Here is a 19,016-nt window from a genome sequence, read left to right on the forward strand (position 1 = left end):
GCCGCGCGCCGCTGCCCGCCGAATCGTTTTCATAATTCTTACATTCGTGTTGCGTATGTTGACGGCTTTCCAACGGTGACCTCCATGCGACGACTCCTCCTGCGCGCGGCGCCCGCGCGCCTTGCCTCGCTCGCGGCGATCGCGGCTCTCGCGACGCTGTCCGCGTGCTCCAACCACATCGATACGCCCGCCGATCCGGCGAGCGCCGCGATCAACGTGCAGGCCGCGTGGGTCGAGATCGGCGACGCGAACCAGGCGATCGCCCGCGTGATCACGAACTTCAGCCCGGCGTCGGCCGGCGATCCGCTGTGCCCGCAGCTCGTCGTCGACGGCAAGCTGTCGCGGATGACGCTGCGCGCGGGCACCGCCACCGCGCCGCAGCGCACCACCGCGAGCGACCCGGCGGATTCGAAGCCGTCGAGCTTCCCGGTGTCGGTCTGCGAGGCCGCGCTGCCAGCGGACGCGCAGAGCGCGAGCGTCGCGGGCCGTACGCTGCCGCTGCCGAAGGCTCAGCCGCAGCGCATCGCGATCCTCGCCGACACCGGCTGCCGGATGAAGAAGGCCGACAACGCCTGGCAGGCGTGCAACGACGCGTCGGTCTGGCCGTTCGACACGATTGCCGCGAGCATCGCGAAGCTGTCGCCGGATCTCGTGCTGCACGTCGGCGACTATCACTACCGCGAGAACGCGTGCCCGCCCGACATCGCCGGCTGCAAGGACAGCCCGTGGGGCTACGGCTGGGATACGTGGCAGGCCGACCTGTTCCGCCCGGCCGCGCCGCTGTTCGCGGCGGCGCCATGGGTCGTCGTGCGCGGCAACCACGAGGAATGCGCGCGGGCGGGCCAGGGCTGGTTCCGCTTCCTCGACCCGCGCCCGTACAGCGACGCCCGCTCGTGCAACGACCCGGCCAACGACGCCAACGCGAACTATTCGGAGCCGTACGCGGTATCGCTCGGCAGCGGCTCGCAGGTGATCGTGTTCGACACCGCGAAGGTCGGGCGCAATGCGCTGAAGACGACCGACACGCAGTTCCAGATCTACCAGAAGCAATTCCAGACGGTGGCCGCGCTCGCGTCGAAGGCCGGCATGACGACGACGATCTTCACCAACCATCACCCGATCCTCGCGTTCGCGCCGATCGCGGGCAGCACGCCCGCGCCGGGCAACCTCGCACTGCAATCGGTGATGTCGAGCCTCAACGCGCAGGCGTACTACCCGCCCGGCGTACACGTCGCGCTGCACGGCCACGTGCACGACTTCCAGGCGATCAACTTCGCGTCCGGCCATCCGGCGACGATCGTGTCGGGCAACGGCGGCGACAACCTCGACGTCGCGCTGCCCGACCCGTTCCCGGCCGCGCTGACGCCCGCGCCCGGCGCGGTCATCGACAAGCTGTCGCACAACAACAGCTTCGGTTTCCTGATGATGGAGCGTCGCCCCGCGCCGGCGACGGGCTGGGTGTTCCGCGCGTACTCGGCCGCCGGCAAGCTGCTCGCGTCGTGCACGCAGGCCGGCACGACGCTCGCCTGCGACAAGACGGGGTTCATCGCGCCGTGAGCACGGGTTCGTTCGACAGCCGCCGTGCGCCGCGCGCGCATGGCGTGCGCGGGGTGTCGCGCGCCGGCCGTGCGCGCCGTGGCACCGCCCTTGCACTCGCGGCGCTGGCGGCGCTTTCCGGCGTCGCATCGCTCGCGGCGCACGCCGCGCCCGCCGGCACCACCGTGCTGCTGCCCGGCGCGCCGCCCGCGCGCGTGATCGACACGATCGGCAACGGCACGCCGCATGTCACGTCCAAGATCGATGCGTCCGCCGCGCGCTTCGCGCCGGACCCGACGCTCGTCGCGCTCGGCCGCCGCATCTTCTTCGACACGCGCCTGTCCGAGCCGCGCGGGATGTCGTGCGCCGGGTGCCACGATCCGGGCCGCGCGTTCGCGCCGACGCTGTCCGCGGCTGCGCTCGCGGGCCCCGGCGTGCCGGAAGGCAGCCGGCCGGGACGCTTCAGCCAGCGCAACGCGCCGTCGCTGCTCTACGTGCGCTACGTGCCGCGCCGCCACTTCTACCAGGACGATGACGCGCCCGCGCCGTCGCCGTTCGGCGGCCTGTTCAGCGATGGCCGCGCGGACACGCTCGCCGAGCAGATCCGCGGGCCGCTGTTCGACCCGAACGAGATGAACAACCGGTCGCCCGCCGCGCTGCTGCGCAAGGTCGACGCGACCGAACTCGCGCCGGCGCTCGCCGCGCGCTTCGGTGGCAGCGTGCGGCGCGACCCGGCGCAGCTCGTGCGCGCGCTCGGCGCGTCGGTCGAGGCGTACCTGCAGAGCGACGAGATGGCGCCGTTCACGTCGCGCTTCGACGCTTACCTGCGCCAGCGCACGCCGCTCGATGCGCAGCAGATGCGCGGCCTCGCGCTGTTCAAGAATCCCGACAAGGGCAACTGCATGAGCTGCCACACGCTGTCGGATACGTCGAGCCGCCCGGAGCGGTCGCTGTTCACCGATTTCGGCTACGACGCGATCGCCGTGCCGCGCAACCGCGCGCTGCCGGCCAATCGCGACCCGCGCCATTTCGACAACGGGCTGTGCGACACCGCGCGCCGGCTGCGCTGGCCCGAGCCCGGCCAGTGGTGCGGCTACCTGCGCACGCCGGGCCTGCGCAACGTCGCGCTCAAGCAGACCTTCATGCACAACGGCGTGTTCACGTCGCTGCGCGACGCGGTGGCGTTCTACAACACGCGCTCGACCGATCCGCGCCACTGGTATCACGGCGCCGCGACGTTCGACGACGTGCCGGGCGCCTACCGCGGCAACATCAACGTGAACTCGACGCCGATGAACCGCCGCCCCGGCACGCCGCCCGCGCTGTTCGAAGCCGAGATCGACGACATCGTCGCGTTCCTCGGCACGCTGACCGACGCGCGCTACGCCTCCCCTGCACGCTGACCCTGTCCGGACGGCCAACGGCCGCCCGGCTCGCTTGCGGCTGCCCGGAATACTGGTTATATTTACAGTACTGTATTTATAAACAGTGAGGTGCGCGATGGAACATCTGGTCCGGATCGTCAACGACACCGATCGCCAAGTGCTGGCCTGGCTCCGTACGCATGTCGGCGATGCCCGCGTGGAACGCGCGGCGCGGCAGCTCGGGCACACCCGCAAGCCGTATCCGTCGGCCCTGTGCCGATACCTCGGCGTCAGCGCGCCAGCCACGCTGCGCCCGGTCGGGCGGCCGAGCCCGGTGCGCGACTTCTCGGTCGGCGATCGCTACCTGTCGCTGATCCGCCAGCACCTCGCCGCGCACTCGGCGGGCCGCTAGCTAGGCACCCGCCGCCTCGCGCTGCGCATCGAACACTCGCGTGCAGCGGAGGCGAATGCATGCAGCGAAGCGGTCGGTGTTCGAGAAGATCGCGCCGGATACTCGACGCCGGCGACTGCCTCGCGTTCGACGCGGCCGGCTATGCGTCGCTGGCGCCCGCCGGCGCGAAGGCGGCCAGCACGGCGGTGATCGAGCCAGAGCCCGAGCCGCGCGCCGGGTGGCGCGCGCTGCTCAGCGAGTGGCGCGCATGGTTGGCTCGTCGGCGATCGGCGGCTTCCTGATGAAAGAGGTCGAACCCGTCGACCAGCGCGGCTCCCCCGCCGTCACCGCGCGGCCCGGCGCCGCTCGATCCACTCGAACGCGGCCATCCCCGCCAGCATCGCGACGACGAAGCCGATTCCCTTCGCCGATCCGAAGCCGATCGACACGATCGCCGGCCCCGGACAAAAACCCGCGAGCCCCCACCCGGCGCCGAACGCCGCGCTGCCGGCGACGAGCCGCACGGTGACCGCGCGCGCCGTCGGCAACTGCATCGGCAGCCCGAGCCACGATTGCGTGCGGCGCCGCGCCCACGCGAACGCGAGCACGCCGACGCCGGTCGCACCGGCCATCACGAACGCGAGCGACGGATCCCAGCTTCCTGCGAGATCGAGAAACCCGAGCACCTTCCGCGGATTCGCCATGCCCGACACGACGAGCCCGCCGCCGAACACCAATCCCGCGATGAACGCGAACCACGTTGCCATGTCAGCCTCCCAGCAGGTGCCGCCGCACGAACACCGTCAGGAAGCCGACGGCCATGAACGTCGCGGTCGCGACGAGCGAGCGCGGCGAGCCGCGCGACAGCCCGCACACGCCGTGGCCGCTCGTGCAGCCGCCGGCATAGCGCGTGCCGATGCCGACCAGGAAACCGGCGGCCAGCACCACCGGCCAGCCGGCATCGACCTGCGGCATCGCGCCGAACCCCGCCAGCCGCATGACGACCGGCGCGGCCACCAGCCCCGCGACGAACGCGACGCGCCAGCCCCGCTCGCCGCCGCCCGGCGCGAGCAGGCCGCCGACGATGCCGCTGATCCCGGCCACGCGCCCGTTGAACATCACGAGCCACGCGGCCGCGAGCCCGATCAGCACGCCGCCCGCCAGCGACAGCCACGGCGTGAAATGCGTCAGGTCAAGCTGCATCGCGAGCCTCCTTGGCGGCGGGGCCGCAGAACTGCGCGTACAGCACCGCCATCACCGCGATCGCCGCGGGGCTGTCGAGCGAGTAATGGACGTTCTTGCCTTCGCGGCGCGTGCGCACCAGCGCGTTGTCCCGCAGCACGCCGAGCTGCTGCGACAGCGTCGGCTGGCGGATGTCGAGCCGCGCCTCGAGTTCGCTCACGCAGCGTTCGCCCTGCGACAGCTCGCACATGAGCAACAGGCGATCGGGGTTCGACAGCACCTTCAGCAGCGCACAGGCCGATTCGGCGGCGGCGCGCATCCGGTCCGGGTCGGGAAAGGGAGTGGAGGAATCTGGCGTCATCGAGGGCTCGGGACAATCTACTTCTCGACATTATATAAATTTATATAATGATCGCCAGCGCGTCACCCGCTCGACGTGCATTCTCGCGCTCAGGCTTCGTCGTCCGCGCTGGCGTCGATGAGCTGCGCCCCATCCGCCGTCTTTGTCGCCGCTCGCACCCCGTCAGGCGTCGTCGCAGCGCCCGTCCAGCAGCAGCGTGCCGACCCGCGCCGGCACGAGCGGCGAGCGCGGCGCGGGCGGCGTCCAGCCGAACAGCGCCTGCGCGGCCGCGCCGCATACGCGGCCCTGGCACGCGCCCATTCCGCAGCGCGACTGCAGCTTCGCGGCCGTCCAGCCGGCTTCGTTTACGAGCGCGTCGTAGCGCACGTCCTCGCAGCGGCAGACGAGCGTATCGGGCCGCGCGAGCGTGCGAACCGCCTCGCGGATCGCGAACCGTTCGCGCACCGCATCCGCGAACGCCTGCCAGCGGGCGCGGCGGGCAATCAGCTCGGCGAGCCGCGCCGTCTGCCCGGTCGCCGCGCAGCCGGCGATCTCGCCTTCGACCATCGCCAGCTCGCTGCCGCCGACGCCCGTGCACTCGCCCGCCGCAAAATGCCCGGCGCGGCTCGTGCGCTGGTGCGCATCGACCGCCACTGCGCCGTTCTCGATCCGGCAGCCGAGATAGCTCGGCAGCGCCGTGTTCGGCACCAGCCCGAAGCCGCACGCGAGCCGGTCGCACGCCACCTCGAATTCGCGGCCGCCCTGCCGGATCCGCACGCCTTCGAGCCGCGTGCCGCCGAACGCTTCGACCACGTGCGCATCGGCGCGATAGACCGACGTGATCAACCGCGCAGCCTGTGCGAGCTTCGACGGCCAGCGCCACAGCCCCGCACCGAAACCGGCCACGTCCGCCCACGCGGCCTGTTCGAGCACGTGCAGCACCTGCGCGCCGCGCTCGCGCGCCGTCGCGGCGCTCGCCAGCAGCAGCGGCCCGCTGCCGGCGATCACCGTGCGCTGCCCGCGCACGTCGAGGCCGTGCTTGATCAGCGCCTGCAGCCCGCCCGCGCCGGTGACGCCCGGCAGCGTCCAGCCGGGGAACGGCAGCAGCAGCTCGCGTGCGCCGCAGCACAGGATCAGCGCGCGGTATTCAAGCAGCAGCCCGCGTTCGTCGTCTTCGAGCAGCAGCGTGCCGGGGCCCGATTCGGCGACGATGCGCGTGGCCGCCAGATGCCGCACGTTCGGGTGCCGCAATACCGCGAAACGTTCGACCGCGGCCGGCGGCGCCGCGACGCCGGGCCCCTGCCGCCAGATCTGCCCGCCCGCGCGCGGGTTGTCGTCGACGATCGCGACCGACGCGCCGCCCCGCAGCGCCGCCTGCGCGGCCGACAGCCCGGCCGGGCCCGCGCCGACGATCGCGACGTCGACGCTCAGATGTTCGTGTTTCATCGCGTGCGCTCCACCTGCATGCCTTCGCGGCACAGCGTCTGGCACGCGAGCCGGCGGCGGCCGTCGATCGTCATCCTGCACTCCTGGCAGATGCCCATTCCGCAAAACGGCGCGCGCGGCGCGCCCGTGCACGACGTGCGGGTCGTGTCGTCGCCGCTCGACGCGACGGCGGCGGCGACGGTCACGCCGTCGGCCACCGTCAGCGCGCGGCCATCCAGATGAATGATCATGAAATTGCTCCAGCCACAGGGGACGTCGACAGGAAACGTCCCGGCAAATACGGTTCGGCGTCGATCGGCGGCCGCTCGCCGAACATCAGCGCGGCAAGCAGCCGCGCACTGCCCGGCGCGGTCGTGACGCCCAGCCCTTCGTGCCCGACCGCGAGCCACACGCCGGGGCGTGCGGGATGCTCGCCCAGCAGCGGCAAGCCATCCGGGCTCGCGGCGCGAAAGCCCGCCCATGCGCGAATGCCGTTCAGGTCGGCCAGCGCCGGCAGGTAGCCGACCGCGCGGCGCAGCATGCGCGCGAGCACGGGGGGCTCGACGCGCGGGTCCTCGGTGTCGAACTGCCGCGACGAGCCGATCAGCAACTGGCCGGTCGGGCGCGGCTGCACGTTGAACGCGACCGACGTACCGTCGCTCGCATGCGCGCTCGCCGCATAGCCAAGCTCGACGAGCTGGTGCGACACCCGGCCCGGATAACGGTCGGTGATCAGCAGATGCCCCTTCTTCGGCCGCAGCGGCAGTTCGGGCAGCAACCTGCGTGCGGCGACGCCGTTCGCCACAACCACGCGCTCCGCGCGCAGCCTCTCGCCGCTCGCGAGCTTTACGCGCGGCCCGTCGGCCTCGACCACCTTTTCGCGGCGCAGCGTGACGCCCGGCGCGCGCTGAAGCAGCCAGCTCGCCGCCACGGGCGCGTACAGGATGCCGTCGCCGGGAATCTTCAGCGCGCCGCCGAGGCCGGCGCGCAGCATCGGTTCGAGCGCGGCGAGCGCCGCGCCGTCGATCAGCTCGCCCGCCACGCCGTGCACGGCGAGCGTCGCCTGCTTCGCGCGCGCGAGGTCCATCTCGTTCGCATCGGCGGCGAGCCACAGCGTGCCGCAGTTGCGATATGCGCACCCGTCGGGCATCTGCGCGCTCAGCGCGCGCCACAATTCGATCGAGTAATGGCTCAGCGCGAGCTCGGCGGCGTTGTCGTCCATCGCGACGAGGTGCCCCATGCCCGCGCCGGTCGCGCCGCCGCTCGCGTCGTCGAGCACCAGCACGCGCAGCCCGCGCAATGCGAACTCGTGCGCGCAGGCCGCGCCGACGATGCCGGCGCCGATCACGATGACGTCGGTCTTCACGTCGCTCACGACACGATGCCCCAGCCGAACGGATCGTCGTCCTCGATCAGCAGCGTCGCTTCCGCGCTCAGGTGCGCGCTGCCGCGGATCGTCGGCACGATGCCGCCGTCGCTTGCGGCGTAGCTCGCGTGGAACACGCTGCCGATCACGCTCGCCTGCCGCCACACGACGCCCGGCGCGAGCTTGCCGTCCGCGGCGAGGCACGCGAGCTTCGCGCTCGTGCCGGTGCCGCACGGCGAGCGGTCGTACGCGAGGCCCGGGCACAGCACGAAGCTGCGGCTGTCGTGCTCGGGATCGTCGGCGAACAACTCGATGTGGTCGATCTCGCCGCCGTTCGCGCCGGTGATGCCCGCGCGTTCGAGCCCTGCGCGCACGGCCGACGCGTAGGCGGTCAGCGCCGCGACGTTGTCGCCGGCGACGCGCTGCCCGTGGCCGCTGATCAGGAAGAACCAGTTGCCGCCCCACGCGATGTCGCCCTTCACGGGGCCGTGGCCCGGCACGTCGACGATGACGTCCTTCGCGTGGCGATACGCGAGCACGTTGCGCACGCTGACCGACAGGTCGTCGTGCAGCGTCGCCTCGACGGTGCCGACCGGCGTCTCGATCTTGTGCACGCCCGGCGCGATGCGGCCCATGTGATGCAGCGTGCGCACGACGCCGATCGTGCCGTGCCCGCACATGCCGAGATAGCCGGAATTGTTGAAGAAGATCACGCCGGCGGCCGCGTCGGGCGACACCGGCTCGCACAGCAGCGCGCCGACCAGCACGTCGCTGCCGCGCGGCTCGAGAATGCACGCGGTGCGATAGCGGTCGTGCTCGCGCGCGAGCACGTCGCGCCGCTCGGCCATCGAGCCGTTGCCGAGCGCGGGAAAACCGGACACGACGAGCCGCGTGGGTTCGCCGCCGGTGTGCGAATCGATGATCTGGATGCGCTTCATCATGCGTCGTCCGAAAGTGGGGAAAGGAGCACAGCTTCCTCCGTCGCGCGTCCGCCCGCTTGTGGATTTTCGATGAGGACGACGACGAAATCGGCACAACGCCGGGCGCCCTCCACGCCGCTTTCGGCGACTATGCCGATTTCGTCATTTTGCTCCGGGAAACGACTCAAGCGCGACGGGGGTTTGCGCGGCGATACTGGTCACCACACCGACACCTGTCGGCCGAACGATACGAACCGTAGGAGATTTCAGTGAGCCGCAAAGCCATTCAATGGACCGGGGTTTTCCCGGCCGTCAGCACCCAGTTCAAGCCGGACTTTTCCCTCGACATCGACGCCACGCACCGCGTGGTGAAGAACCTGGTGAACGACGGCGTGTCGGGCCTCGTGGTCTGCGGCACGGTCGGCGAAAACACGTCGCTGTCCACGTCGGAAAAGCTCCAGGTGATCGAAGTGGCGCGCGACGCGGCCGGCGGCAAGATCCCGGTGATCGCCGGCATCGCCGAGTTCACCACCGAGTTCGCACGCAACACCGTGCGTGAAGCGCAGCGCGTCGGCGTCGACGGCGTGATGGTGATGCCCGCGCTGGTCTACTCGGCGAAGCCGCACGAGACCGCCGCGCACTTCCGCGCGGTCGCGACCAGCACCGACCTGCCGGTGATGGTCTACAACAACCCGCCGATCTACAAGAACGACGTGACGCCCGACGTGCTGATCGCGCTGCAGGATTGCGAGAACATCGTCTGCTTCAAGGATTCGTCGGGCGACACGCGCCGCTTCATCGACCTGCGCAACGCGGTGGGCGACCGCTTCGTGCTGTTCGCGGGCCTCGACGACGTGGTGGTCGAGAGCATCGCCGTGGGCGCCGAAGGCTGGGTGTCGGGCATGTCTAACGCGTTCCCGAAGGAAGGCGAGACGCTGTTCCGCCTCGCGAAGCAGAAGCGTTTCGACGAAGCGCTCGCGCTGTATCGCTGGTTCATGCCGCTGCTGCACCTCGACGCGCGCCCGGACCTCGTGCAGTGCATCAAGCTGTGCGAAGAGCTGGTCGGCCGCGGCAGCGCGGTCACGCGCCCGCCGCGCCTCGCGCTGCAGGGCGACACGCTCGCGGAAGTGAAGGCGATCGTCGCGAAGGCGCTCGAAAACCGTCCCGCACTGCCGGACGTCGGCCTCTGATCGACTTCCCCCCGGCGGCGGCGCACAGGCTTCCCCTTCGCGCGCCGCCGCTTCCCGTCCGGCATGGCCCGCACGGGCCCGTTCACGCCGACGCCTGCCCGCGTCGCGCGTGAACCGGCCCCGCGGCCCGCCCCGGTCGATCGAACCGGGCGCCGCCGGCCGGCAGGCGCGCGCCGCTGCTCCGTGGGAGCGCGGCGCGGTTTCCGCCGTTGCCGACATTCCCATAGGAGACACAGCCCATGCCAGGCCAAGGCAATGCACGACCGTCCGTGCCGCTTTCCCGTTCCGCGCACCCCGACGCGGGTCACGGGAAGTTCAAGAAACAGCTGTCGCTGACCGACCTCACGTTCATCGGTCTCGGCGCCATCTTTGGATCGGGGTGGCTGTTCGCCGCGAGTCACGTGTCGACGATCGCGGGCCCGGCCGGCATCTTCTCGTGGCTGCTCGGCGGCTTCGCGGTGCTGCTGCTCGGCATCGTCTACTGCGAACTCGGCGCCGCGCTGCCGCGCGCGGGCGGCGTGGTGCGCTACCCGGTGTTCTCGCACGGCCCGCTGCTCGGCTACCTGATGGGCTTCATCACGCTGATCGCCTTTTCGAGCCTGATCGCGATCGAAGTCGTCGCCGCGCGCCAATACGCGGCCGCGTGGTTTCCGGGGCTGATGGCCGAAGGATCGAGCGACCCGACGACGCTCGGCTGGCTCGTGCAGGCCGCGCTCCTCGGTTTCTTCTTCTACCTGAACTATTCGAGCGTGAAGACGTTCGCGAAGGCGAACAACATCATCAGCATCTTCAAGTTCATCGTGCCGCTGTCGGTGATCGCGGTGCTGTTCACGTTCTTCAAGCCCGCGAACCTGACCATGCACGGCTTCGCGCCGTTCGGCATGCCGGGCATCGAGATGGCGGTGTCGGCGGGCGGCATCATCTTCGCGTACCTCGGGCTCACGCCGATCGTGTCGGTCGCGAGCGAGGTGCGCAATCCGCAGCGCACGATCCCGATCGCGCTGATCCTGTCGATCCTGCTGTCGACGCTGATCTACGTGCTGCTCCAGCTCGCGTTCATCGGCAGCATTCCGACGGACATGCTCGCCGCCGGCTGGCACGACGTCAGCAAGGCGTTCTCGCTGCCCTACCGCGACATCGCGCTCGCGCTCGGCGTCGGCTGGCTCGCGGTGATGGTCGTCGCCGACGCGATGATCTCGCCGAGCGGCTGCGGCAACATCTACATGAACGCGACGCCGCGCGTCGTGTACGGCTGGGCGAAGACGGGCACCTTCTTCAAGGTGTTCACGCGCGTCGACGAAGCGTCCGGCATTCCGCGCGCGGGCCTGTGGCTCACCTTCGGGCTCTCGATCTTCTGGACGCTGCCGTTCCCGTCGTGGGAAGCGCTGATCAACATCGTGTCGGCCGCGCTGGTGCTCAGCTACGCGGTCGCGCCCGTGTCGGTCGCGGCGCTGCGGCGCACCGCGCCCGACCTGCCGCGGCCGTTCCGCGCGAGCGCGTTCGCGATCACCGGCCCCGCGTCGTTCGTGATCGCCGCGCTGATCGTCTACTGGTCGGGCTGGAGCACCGTGTCCTGGCTGCTCGGGCTGCAGATCGCGATGTTCGCGATCTATCTCGCGTGCCGCCGCTGGGTGCCGACCGCGCACCTGAGCCTCGCCGAACAGGTGCGCTCGTCGGCGTGGCTGATCGCGTTCTACGCGGCGATGATCGCGCTGTCGTATTTCGGCGGCTTCGGCGGCACCGGCGCGCTCGCGCATCCGTACGACACGGTTGTCGTCGCGGCCGTCGCGCTCGTCATCTACTACTGGGGGGCGAACACCGGCGTGCCGTCCGCGAAGCTGCAGCTCGACGACGACGAGGGCTGACGCCTCCTTCCCTTTTTTCATCGGCCGGGCCGCGCGCCCGGCCCGCACTTTTTTCGAGGAGAACCATGCGACTCACCGGCCAGCTTCTGATCGGCCAATCTGCCGTCACCGGGCAGAACGGCGAACTCCATGCCATCGCCGCCGCGACGGGCGAGCGGCTCGCGCCCGCATTCGGCGGCGCGAGCCTGCGCGACCTGGAGACGGCCTGCGCGCTCGCCGACGACGCGTTCGACACCTATCGCGAAACGAGCCTCGCGGCCCGCGCCGAATTTCTCGACGCGATCGGCCGCCACATCATGGCGCTCGGCGATGAACTGATCGAGCGCTGCGTCGCCGAATCGGGCCTGCCGCGCGCACGCGTCGAGGGCGAGCGCGGGCGCACCGTCGGCCAGCTCGGTCTGTTTGCATCGATCGTGCGCGACGGCGGCTTCCTCGATGCGCGCATCGATCCCGCGCGCCCCGGGCGCAAGCCGCTGCCGCGCGTCGACCTGCGGCTGCGCAACGTCGCGATCGGCCCGGTTGCCGTGTTCGGCGCGTCGAACTTCCCGCTCGCGTTTTCCGTCGCGGGCGGCGACACGGCGTCCGCGCTCGCGGCCGGCTGCCCGGTGATCGTCAAGGCGCATTCCGCGCACCCGGGGACGTCGGAACTCGTCGGCCGCGCGATCCAGCAGGCCGTGCGCGAATGCGGGCTGCCGGCCGGCGTGTTCTCGCTGCTGTTCGACGCGTCGCGCGAGATCGGCCAGGCGCTCGTCGCCGATCCGCGCATCAAGGCGGTCGGCTTCACGGGCTCGCGGCGCGGCGGCGTCGCGCTGATGCACATCGCGGCCGCGCGCCATGAGCCGATTCCCGTCTACGCGGAGATGAGCTCGATCAACCCGGTGCTGCTGCTGCCCGACGCGCTCGCCACGCGGCACGACGCGATCGCGCCGCAGTTCGTCGCATCGCTGACGCTCGGCGCCGGCCAGTTCTGCACGAACCCGGGCCTCGTGCTCGCCGTCGACGGGCCGGCGCTGCGCGCGTTCGAGGCCGCCGCCGCGAGCGCCGTGCGCGCCGCCCCGGCGCAGACGATGCTGACGCCGCACATTCACGCGAGCTATGCCGAGGGGGTCGCGAAGCTGCGCGCGCACGGCGCGGTCGAGACGCTCGCCGAAGGCGTCGACGGCGAGCGCTACCAGGCGCGCGCCGCGCTGTTCGCGACGTCGGCGGACGCGTTCATCGCGCTGCCCGAGCTGCGCGACGAGGTGTTCGGCCCGGCATCGCTGATCGTGCGCTGCCCGGACGCCGACGCGCTGCGTCGCGTGCTGAAGTCGCTCGAAGGCCAGCTGACGATCGCCGCGCATCTCGGCGACGGCGACGCGGCGCTGTTCGCGACGCTGCTGCCGACGCTCGAGCGCAAGGCCGGCCGCATACTCGTGAACGGCTTCGGCACCGGCGTCGAGGTCGGCCATGCGATGGTGCACGGCGGCCCGTTCCCGGCGACGTCCGACACGCGCACGACGTCGGTCGGCGCACGCGCGATCGAACGCTTCCTGCGGCCCGTTTCGTATCAGGATTTGCCGGCCGCGCTGCTGCCGGAAGCGCTCCGCGACGGCAATCCGCTGCGCATCGCGCAGCGCATCGACGGCGTGCTGGTCCTGCCGAAGGAGGCGCGCGATGTCTGACGCGAACGAAGTCGTCCTGTCGCTCGACGACGTGCACGCGCTCGCGCTGCGCGTACTGACCCGCCACGGCATGTCGGACGCGCATGCGCGCGCGATCGCGAACGTGATCACGCAGGGCCAGCGCGACGAGTGCCATTCGCACGGGGTCTACCGGCTGCTGGTCTGCGTGCGCTCGCTGCAGAAAGGCAAGGTCGATCCGCAGGCCGTGCCGACGCTGCGCCGGCTGTCGTCGTCGATCGTCGCGGTCGATGCGCATCGCGGCTTCTCGCTGCTGAGCTTCGAGACGGGCCTGCCGGTGCTCGTCGAGATGGCGAAGCAGCACGGCATCGCGGCGATGGTGATCAACCGCTGCTATCACTTCTCCGCGCTGTGGCCGGAGGTCGAGGCGATCGCGGCCGAGGGCCTCGCGGGCATTGCAATGAACCCGAGCCATAGCTGGGTCGCGCCGGAAGGCGGCAACCGGCCCGTGTTCGGCACCAATCCGATCGCGTTCGCGTGGCCGCGGCCGGGCGGCGTGCCGTTCGTGTTCGATTTCGCGACGAGCGCGATCGCGCGCGGCGACATCGAGCTGCATGCGAAGCAAGGCAAGCCGATTCCGCCGCACTGGGCGATCGATGCCGACGGCCAGCCGACCACCGACCCGAAGGCCGCGCTGCACGGCGCGATGCGCACCTTCGGCGGCCACAAGGGCTCGGCGCTCGCGGCGATGGTCGAACTGCTCGGCGGCGCGCTGATCGGCGACATGACGAGCCAGGAGTCGATGGCGTTCGACGAAGGCGTCGGCGCGACGCCGTGCCATGGCGAACTCGTGATCGCGTTCGATCCGAAGGTGTTCCTCGGCGACGATCTCGACGCGGGGCTCGCGCGCGGCGAGCGGATGCTCGAATCGATCGTCGCGCAGGGCGCGCGGCTGCCGTCGCAACGGCGCTTCGACGCCCGCGCGCGCAGCGTCGCGAACGGCGTGCGGATTCCGAAGCCACTTTACGAGGAAATCCTGGCGCTGCTCGATTGACGCACGGCACGCATCGTCCGCGGATGCAACGCACGCGGACGATGCGCGCTCGCTCACCTTAAGGCGGTCATAAGGAACGCGCGGCGATGATCACGTCAGCCCGCGACACCGATCCCGGCGCGCTGCGCAACGCAGCACCGCCCTTCGCTTTCCATGTCGCGACCCGGTTCAACGAATCGCCCGAAGGAGTCGCGATGTCCGATACCCCGCACCAGGCCGCTCGCCACGACCGGCTCACGCGCCTGTTCCACTGGAGCATGGCGCTGCTGGTCGCCGCCCAGTTCGCCGTCGGCTGGACGATGCCCGACGTCCACGGCACCGCGCCGCCGCTCGGGCTGGTGCTGCTGCACGTGAATCTGGGCGTGTTGCTGCTGTTGATCGCGGTGCCGCGCCTGCTGTGGTCCGGCGCGCGCAAACCCATCGCGCAGGTCGAGCAGCGCCGTGCCCTGGCGTTCATTGCGAGCGCGACGCACAAGCTGCTTTACGCGTCGCTGATCGCGGTGCCGGTGCTCGGCTGGTTGAACGCGAACGGCCGCACCTGGCACGTCGGGCTTGGGAACGGGTTTTCGTTGCCGGCGATCGCCGCGCCGCACACGCTCGGCGCGTCGATCGGCGAGTTGCACAGCGCGTGGGCCACCGGGCTGGCGATCCTGATCGGCCTGCATGCCTGCGCGGCGCTCGCGCACCGCTTCGTCATGAAGGACGGCGTGCTCTCGCGGATGCTCTGACCTGACGCACGGCGCGCGCCACGCGACGCGATGTCAGGCCCGCTGACGCTCGCCGTCGGCGGGACGGATCGCCCGCTTCCGGCCCGGGACTTCCGGGCCTCTTTGGCTTCACGCCCCAGACAGGCTGCGAGGCCGATCCCGTCAATCGTGCCGGAAATCCCCGCCGTGTCCGCCGCCTCCGCCTCCACCGCCTTGCCGGCCGCCGAAGCTGCCGCGCTGCCCGCCGCCTCCGCCACCGTCCTGATGGCCTTGCGGCGGCATCGCGACGGCGGGCGCGGGCGCCTGCATCGTCGGCGCCGGAGCGTGCATCGGGGCTGCCGGTGCAGGCGGCGGCGCATGCATCGTGGCCGAAGGCGCCGGTGCATGCATGTTCCCGCCGCCTTGCGGCATCGGCGCGGGCACCGGCGCCGGCGCCGGCATCGGCACGGGCGCCGGAGCGGGCGTGCGGATGCCGCCGGTCCAGCCGCCGCGCGTGGCCGACGGCCGCGTGTCGTGTCCGCCCTCGTGCCCGCCGCGCTCGCCCGGCCGTCCGCCCGCGCCCGGCATGACGGCCGCCGGCGGCGGCTCGTTCTGCTGCGGATGGCCGCGCCCCGGCGGCATGCCGCCCGGGCCGATGCGCGGCTCGGCGCGGTGCGTGAAGCGGTCTCGGTCGTGGAACCACGGCCGGTTGCGATAGTAGCGATCCCAATACGGCCCGATCGCGAACACCACGACCGGGAAGCCGATTTCGGCGCCGTAGTCGAGCAGCGGCGCCGCGCCGCCCTGGTACGGATAGTCGAGCAGCCCGGCGTACAGCCAGCCGCGCACGCCCGGCAGCGCGACGTCGCACCACGTGTAGTCGCTGATGCAGCCGATCACGGACACCATCGTGCCTTCCGGAATCTGCGCGACCAGCGGATAGTCCTCCGCCGGGCCGGCACGCAGGTTCGCCGGCGCGTTCGTATAGGCGGCCGTCTGCGCATCGGCCGCGCCCGGCATCGCCAGCAGGCCCAGGAAGACGATGCACAGGCATCGGACGATCGTGTTTCTCATGGTGCTCTCCTGCGCGGCGCAGGCCCGCGCCGTTTCGTTGCATGGCGCGCCGTCGCCGCGCGCCGCTCAATGCCGGTGCCCGCCGCCACCCCAGGGCCTGCCGCCCCAGTGTCCGCCGCCCATGTGATGGTGACCGCCGCCGAAGTGGCCCCGGAAGCCGAAGCCGATCGCGACCGGCGGCCAGCAGCAGCCGTACCAGCCCGGGTAGTAATACGGGTAAGGCGCATAGACCGGCACGGGATAAACCGGCGCGACCTCGACGGGCGCAGCCGCCGCTGGCGCATCCGGCGTCGCGACCGTGCCGTCCGGCGCGACCGGCACCTGCGACACCGTCGCCGGCGCATAGTACGGCGCGTAGTAAGGCGCATAGCCGTACGGGCTCGAGTAGTAACAGCCGCCGAGCGCCAAAACGGCCAACGCGACGACGGCAGGCTTCATCGCGGAAATCGGGTTCATCACAGGCTCCAGCAAGATCGGCGCCACGGTACCTGACGCACGCCACCTATCTAGCTTACGTCTCCCGCACATTTCGGGACGTATGATCGGTTACTGTTTGTTTCATGCGCCGGCCCGCGTCAATCCCGCAACGCCAGCATGCCGGCCGCCGTCACGTGCACATGCGTGCCGAACACCGCGCTTTCCCGTTCCAGCACGTCGGCCAGCCACGCGACACCGTCGTCCGGCGCATGCCGCACGCTCAGCCGCCGGACCTGCATCGGCGCCATGAACAGGTCGCACAGCGCACCGCTCGCCGTGTCGACCAGCGGGAAATACATCAGCGCGAGATCGGGCCGATACGCGCGGTAGCCCGCGATGCCTTCGTAGTCGTTCAGGAAATCGCCGCAGCCGTAGAGGATCAGCCGGCCGCGATACCGTTCGATTCCGCGCACGTGATGCGACGAATGCCCGTACACGATGTCGACGCCGCCGGTGTCGATCAGCCGGTGCGCGAAGGCGCGCTCGTCCGCGCTTGCCGCGTAGCCCCAGTTGCCGCCCCAATGGAGCGACACCACGTTGACGTCGCCGGTCGCGCGCCGCGCCTGCGCGAGACGCCGGCCGATCGCATCGGCCCGCGCCGGCGACAGATCCGGCAGCACGTTCACGCCGCCGTGCGTGCCGCGCGCGGCCCACGCGTCGGGCACGCCCGCGCTCGCCGACGCGTACGCATCGATGCGTACGCGCACGCCGCTCGCACACTCGACGACGGCCGCCGCTGCCGCCTCGGCCGCGTCGCGCCCCGCGCCAACCGGCCGGATGCCCGCGCGCACGAGCGTCGCGAGCGTTTCGTCGAGGCCCGCGCGCCCCCAGTCCATCGTATGGTTGTTCGCGAGCACGCAGCAGTCGATGCGCGCGCGCAGCAGGCAGCCGACATTGTCCGGATGCATCCGGTACAGCACCGTCTTGTCGGGCCAGCGGGCGTCGCTCGCGGTCACGGCCGTCTCGAGATTGATGATCCGCGCATCGGGTTGCACCCGCTCGAGCACGGCGAGCGCGTCGCCCCATGGATACGCATCGTCGCGCGGGAACGGCAGCGGCCCGCTTTCCCGCTCCGCGAGCCGCACGTAGTCGCGCGCGGACCGGCAGACGGGCTCGAACAAGCGCGGGTCGCCCGGGTGCGGCAGGATCTGGTCGATGCCGCGCCCCGTCATCACGTCGCCGCACAGAAACAGGCGCGCGCAGCCTGCGGGCGTCGCGTCGCACCGGCCGTTCATCGCCGCAGCAGCCACGCCAGCAGCGTCAGCGCCGCCGACAGCACCGCGCACGTCGCAAGCGGCAGGTAAAGGCTGAAGCCGTCGCGCACGATGTGGATGTCGCCCGGCAGGCGGCCGAACGGAATCCGCGCGAGCCAGCGCCAGCCGAGTCCCGCCGCGACCAGCAGCATTCCGCAGACCAGAAGCGCCCGTTGCATCGCCGCCCTCCCGCTATGCTGTCCTGACTACAGCGTAGCGCCGCGCGGCCCGTCCGGGGTATCACGCCGCGAAACCGGCCGTGCGCGTGTGCAACGTTTGCCATTGATACGCATCAATTTTTCGCGCATCGTGTTCCGGACAATCGGGGATGGCCTGACCGGCGCCCCGTGCGCCACGCCCCCCACCGTTCGCACCCCACGCGCGTCCTCGCCCATGCAGACGACCGCCAGCCGAACCGACGAGGAAAACCGGCAAATCGCCAGTTGCCTGCGCGAGGCCGCGCAGCGTCTGGCCGACCAGGGCGCGAACCCGTACCGGGCCGGCGCCTACCGCGCCGGGGCCGACACGCTCGACGGGCTCGACCGCAGCGTCCGCGCGCTGTTCGACGCCGGCGGCATCGATGCGCTCGACGCACTGCCGCAAATCGGCCTCGGCGTCGCGCAGGCGATCGCCGAGCTGCTGCTTACGGGCCGCTGGCGCCAGCTCGAACGGCTGCGCGGCGACACGGCGTTCGCATCCGCGTTCGAGGCCGTGCCGGGCATCGGCCGCGAACTCGCGATGCGCATCCACGACACGCTGCACATCGACACGCTCGAGGATCTCGAAGCGGCGGCCCGCACCGGCCGGCTCGAAACCGTGTCGGGCGTCGGGCCGCGGCGCGCGGCGGGCATCCGCGCCGCGCTCGACGAGGTGCTGAGCCGGCGGCGGCGCTGGCACGCGCATACGCGCAACGGCGGCCTCGGTGCCGAGCCGCCGGTCGAGCTGCTGCTTCACATCGACCGCCTCTATCGCGCGCGGGCCGCCGCCGGCACCTTGCCGACGCTCGCGCCGAAGCGCCTGAACCCCGAAGGCAAGGCCTGGCTGCCCGTGCTGCACATCACGCGAGGCGGCTGGCACTTCACCGCGCTGTTCTCGAACACGGGGCGCGTCTACGAAGACAGCCCGATGGCCGACTGGGTCGCGCTGTTCTTCTACGACGACGTGCTGCGCGAAAGCGAACGGATGGTCGTCACCGAGGCGCACGGCGAGCTGGCCGGCAAGCGGATCGTGCGCGGCCGGGAGATGGAGTGCCGCGTGTACTACGCCGGGTGATC

General features: G+C 71.3%; 21 protein-coding genes. 10 read left to right on the top strand and 11 right to left on the bottom strand.

Annotation, left to right across the window (positions count from 1 at the left end; translation table 11 throughout):
* Positions 1 to 84 precede the first annotated feature (84 nt).
* From ABFO07_RS23820 to ABFO07_RS23835, 4 genes are all read left to right on the top strand, one after another.
* Positions 85 to 1,557: a metallophosphoesterase gene (locus ABFO07_RS23820; RefSeq protein WP_059883053.1), complete on the top strand. Its 1,473-nt coding sequence runs from the start codon at positions 85 to 87 to the stop codon at positions 1,555 to 1,557.
* Positions 1,558 to 1,721: 164 nt separating this feature from the next.
* Positions 1,722 to 2,939, top strand: a complete 1,218-nt coding sequence (locus ABFO07_RS23825; protein WP_347469684.1) for a cytochrome-c peroxidase — start codon at positions 1,722 to 1,724, stop codon at positions 2,937 to 2,939.
* Between the two features lie 97 nt (positions 2,940 to 3,036).
* Positions 3,037 to 3,312: a hypothetical protein gene (locus ABFO07_RS23830; RefSeq protein ID WP_347468682.1), complete on the top strand. Its 276-nt coding sequence runs from the start codon at positions 3,037 to 3,039 to the stop codon at positions 3,310 to 3,312.
* A gap of 59 nt (positions 3,313 to 3,371) precedes the next feature.
* Positions 3,372 to 3,593 carry a hypothetical protein gene (locus tag ABFO07_RS23835; RefSeq protein ID WP_155634333.1) on the top strand — a complete coding sequence of 74 codons (222 nt, stop codon included), beginning with the start codon at positions 3,372 to 3,374 and terminating at the stop codon, positions 3,591 to 3,593.
* Between the two features lie 42 nt (positions 3,594 to 3,635).
* Here the strand turns inward: ABFO07_RS23835 and ABFO07_RS23840 are convergent, their stop codons facing one another.
* From ABFO07_RS23840 to ABFO07_RS23870, 7 genes are all read right to left on the bottom strand, one after another.
* A complete protein-coding gene (locus ABFO07_RS23840; RefSeq protein ID WP_059561389.1) occupies positions 3,636 to 4,058 on the bottom strand; it encodes a DUF6691 family protein in 423 nt (140 codons plus the stop codon).
* 1 nt (position 4,059) lies between these two features.
* The gene (locus ABFO07_RS23845) at positions 4,060 to 4,494 is read right to left on the bottom strand and encodes a YeeE/YedE family protein (protein ID WP_059561392.1); all 435 of its coding nucleotides are present in this window, start codon (positions 4,492 to 4,494) and stop codon (positions 4,060 to 4,062) included.
* Entirely contained in the window at positions 4,484 to 4,834 is a 351-nt protein-coding gene (locus ABFO07_RS23850; RefSeq protein ID WP_059561396.1) for an ArsR/SmtB family transcription factor, read from the bottom strand. The genes ABFO07_RS23845 and ABFO07_RS23850 overlap by 11 nt, the downstream gene beginning before the upstream one ends.
* Positions 4,835 to 4,996: 162 nt before the next feature.
* The gene (locus ABFO07_RS23855) at positions 4,997 to 6,259 is read right to left on the bottom strand and encodes an FAD/NAD(P)-binding oxidoreductase (protein ID WP_347468683.1); all 1,263 of its coding nucleotides are present in this window, start codon (positions 6,257 to 6,259) and stop codon (positions 4,997 to 4,999) included.
* On the bottom strand, positions 6,256 to 6,489 hold the full coding sequence (locus tag ABFO07_RS23860; RefSeq protein WP_017329728.1) for a (2Fe-2S)-binding protein: 234 nt from the start codon (positions 6,487 to 6,489) through the stop codon (positions 6,256 to 6,258). The genes ABFO07_RS23855 and ABFO07_RS23860 overlap by 4 nt, the downstream gene beginning before the upstream one ends.
* A complete protein-coding gene (locus ABFO07_RS23865; protein WP_124491093.1) occupies positions 6,486 to 7,613 on the bottom strand; it encodes an NAD(P)/FAD-dependent oxidoreductase in 1,128 nt (375 codons plus the stop codon). The genes ABFO07_RS23860 and ABFO07_RS23865 overlap by 4 nt, the downstream gene beginning before the upstream one ends.
* Positions 7,610 to 8,542, bottom strand: a complete 933-nt coding sequence (locus ABFO07_RS23870; RefSeq protein WP_059883137.1) for a 4-hydroxyproline epimerase — start codon at positions 8,540 to 8,542, stop codon at positions 7,610 to 7,612. Before ABFO07_RS23870 ends, ABFO07_RS23865 begins: the two co-directional genes overlap by 4 nt.
* Before the next feature lie 251 nt (positions 8,543 to 8,793).
* On the opposite strand from ABFO07_RS23870, the gene ABFO07_RS23875 reads away from it, so the two are divergent.
* From ABFO07_RS23875 to ABFO07_RS23895, 5 genes are all read left to right on the top strand, one after another.
* The gene (locus tag ABFO07_RS23875) at positions 8,794 to 9,714 is read left to right on the top strand and encodes a dihydrodipicolinate synthase family protein (RefSeq protein WP_347468684.1); all 921 of its coding nucleotides are present in this window, start codon (positions 8,794 to 8,796) and stop codon (positions 9,712 to 9,714) included.
* A 239-nt stretch (positions 9,715 to 9,953) separates the two neighbouring features.
* Entirely contained in the window at positions 9,954 to 11,579 is a 1,626-nt protein-coding gene (locus ABFO07_RS23880; RefSeq protein WP_347468685.1) for an APC family permease, read from the top strand.
* Positions 11,580 to 11,644: 65 nt separating this feature from the next.
* Complete coding sequence (locus tag ABFO07_RS23885) at positions 11,645 to 13,240, top strand: aldehyde dehydrogenase (NADP(+)) (RefSeq protein ID WP_060013602.1); 1,596 nt, start codon at positions 11,645 to 11,647, stop codon at positions 13,238 to 13,240.
* Positions 13,233 to 14,252: an Ldh family oxidoreductase gene (locus ABFO07_RS23890; protein WP_059561417.1), complete on the top strand. Its 1,020-nt coding sequence runs from the start codon at positions 13,233 to 13,235 to the stop codon at positions 14,250 to 14,252. The genes ABFO07_RS23885 and ABFO07_RS23890 overlap by 8 nt, the downstream gene beginning before the upstream one ends.
* Positions 14,253 to 14,446: 194 nt before the next feature.
* Positions 14,447 to 14,980: a cytochrome b gene (locus ABFO07_RS23895; RefSeq protein WP_059883139.1), complete on the top strand. Its 534-nt coding sequence runs from the start codon at positions 14,447 to 14,449 to the stop codon at positions 14,978 to 14,980.
* Between the two features lie 141 nt (positions 14,981 to 15,121).
* On the opposite strand, the gene ABFO07_RS23900 is transcribed toward ABFO07_RS23895, so the two are convergent.
* The 4 genes from ABFO07_RS23900 to ABFO07_RS23915 form a co-directional block, all read right to left on the bottom strand.
* Positions 15,122 to 16,012 (bottom strand): SH3 domain-containing protein, encoded by an 891-nt coding sequence (locus ABFO07_RS23900; protein ID WP_060013604.1) that lies wholly within the window; start codon positions 16,010 to 16,012, stop codon positions 15,122 to 15,124.
* 66 nt (positions 16,013 to 16,078) lie between these two features.
* Entirely contained in the window at positions 16,079 to 16,468 is a 390-nt protein-coding gene (locus tag ABFO07_RS23905) for a hypothetical protein (protein ID WP_059923142.1), read from the bottom strand.
* Between the two features lie 119 nt (positions 16,469 to 16,587).
* On the bottom strand, positions 16,588 to 17,724 hold the full coding sequence (locus ABFO07_RS23910; protein ID WP_347468686.1) for a CapA family protein: 1,137 nt from the start codon (positions 17,722 to 17,724) through the stop codon (positions 16,588 to 16,590).
* The gene (locus tag ABFO07_RS23915; RefSeq protein WP_059883073.1) at positions 17,721 to 17,921 is read right to left on the bottom strand and encodes a DUF2905 domain-containing protein; all 201 of its coding nucleotides are present in this window, start codon (positions 17,919 to 17,921) and stop codon (positions 17,721 to 17,723) included. The genes ABFO07_RS23910 and ABFO07_RS23915 overlap by 4 nt, the downstream gene beginning before the upstream one ends.
* A gap of 214 nt (positions 17,922 to 18,135) precedes the next feature.
* Between ABFO07_RS23915 and ABFO07_RS23920 the strand changes: the two genes are divergently transcribed.
* Complete coding sequence (locus ABFO07_RS23920; RefSeq protein WP_059561434.1) at positions 18,136 to 19,014, top strand: helix-hairpin-helix domain-containing protein; 879 nt, start codon at positions 18,136 to 18,138, stop codon at positions 19,012 to 19,014.
* The last annotated feature ends 2 nt before the right edge of the window (positions 19,015 to 19,016 follow it).

It is taken from the genome of Burkholderia stagnalis, assembly GCF_039848545.1.
Lineage (GTDB): Bacteria > Pseudomonadota > Gammaproteobacteria > Burkholderiales > Burkholderiaceae > Burkholderia > Burkholderia stagnalis.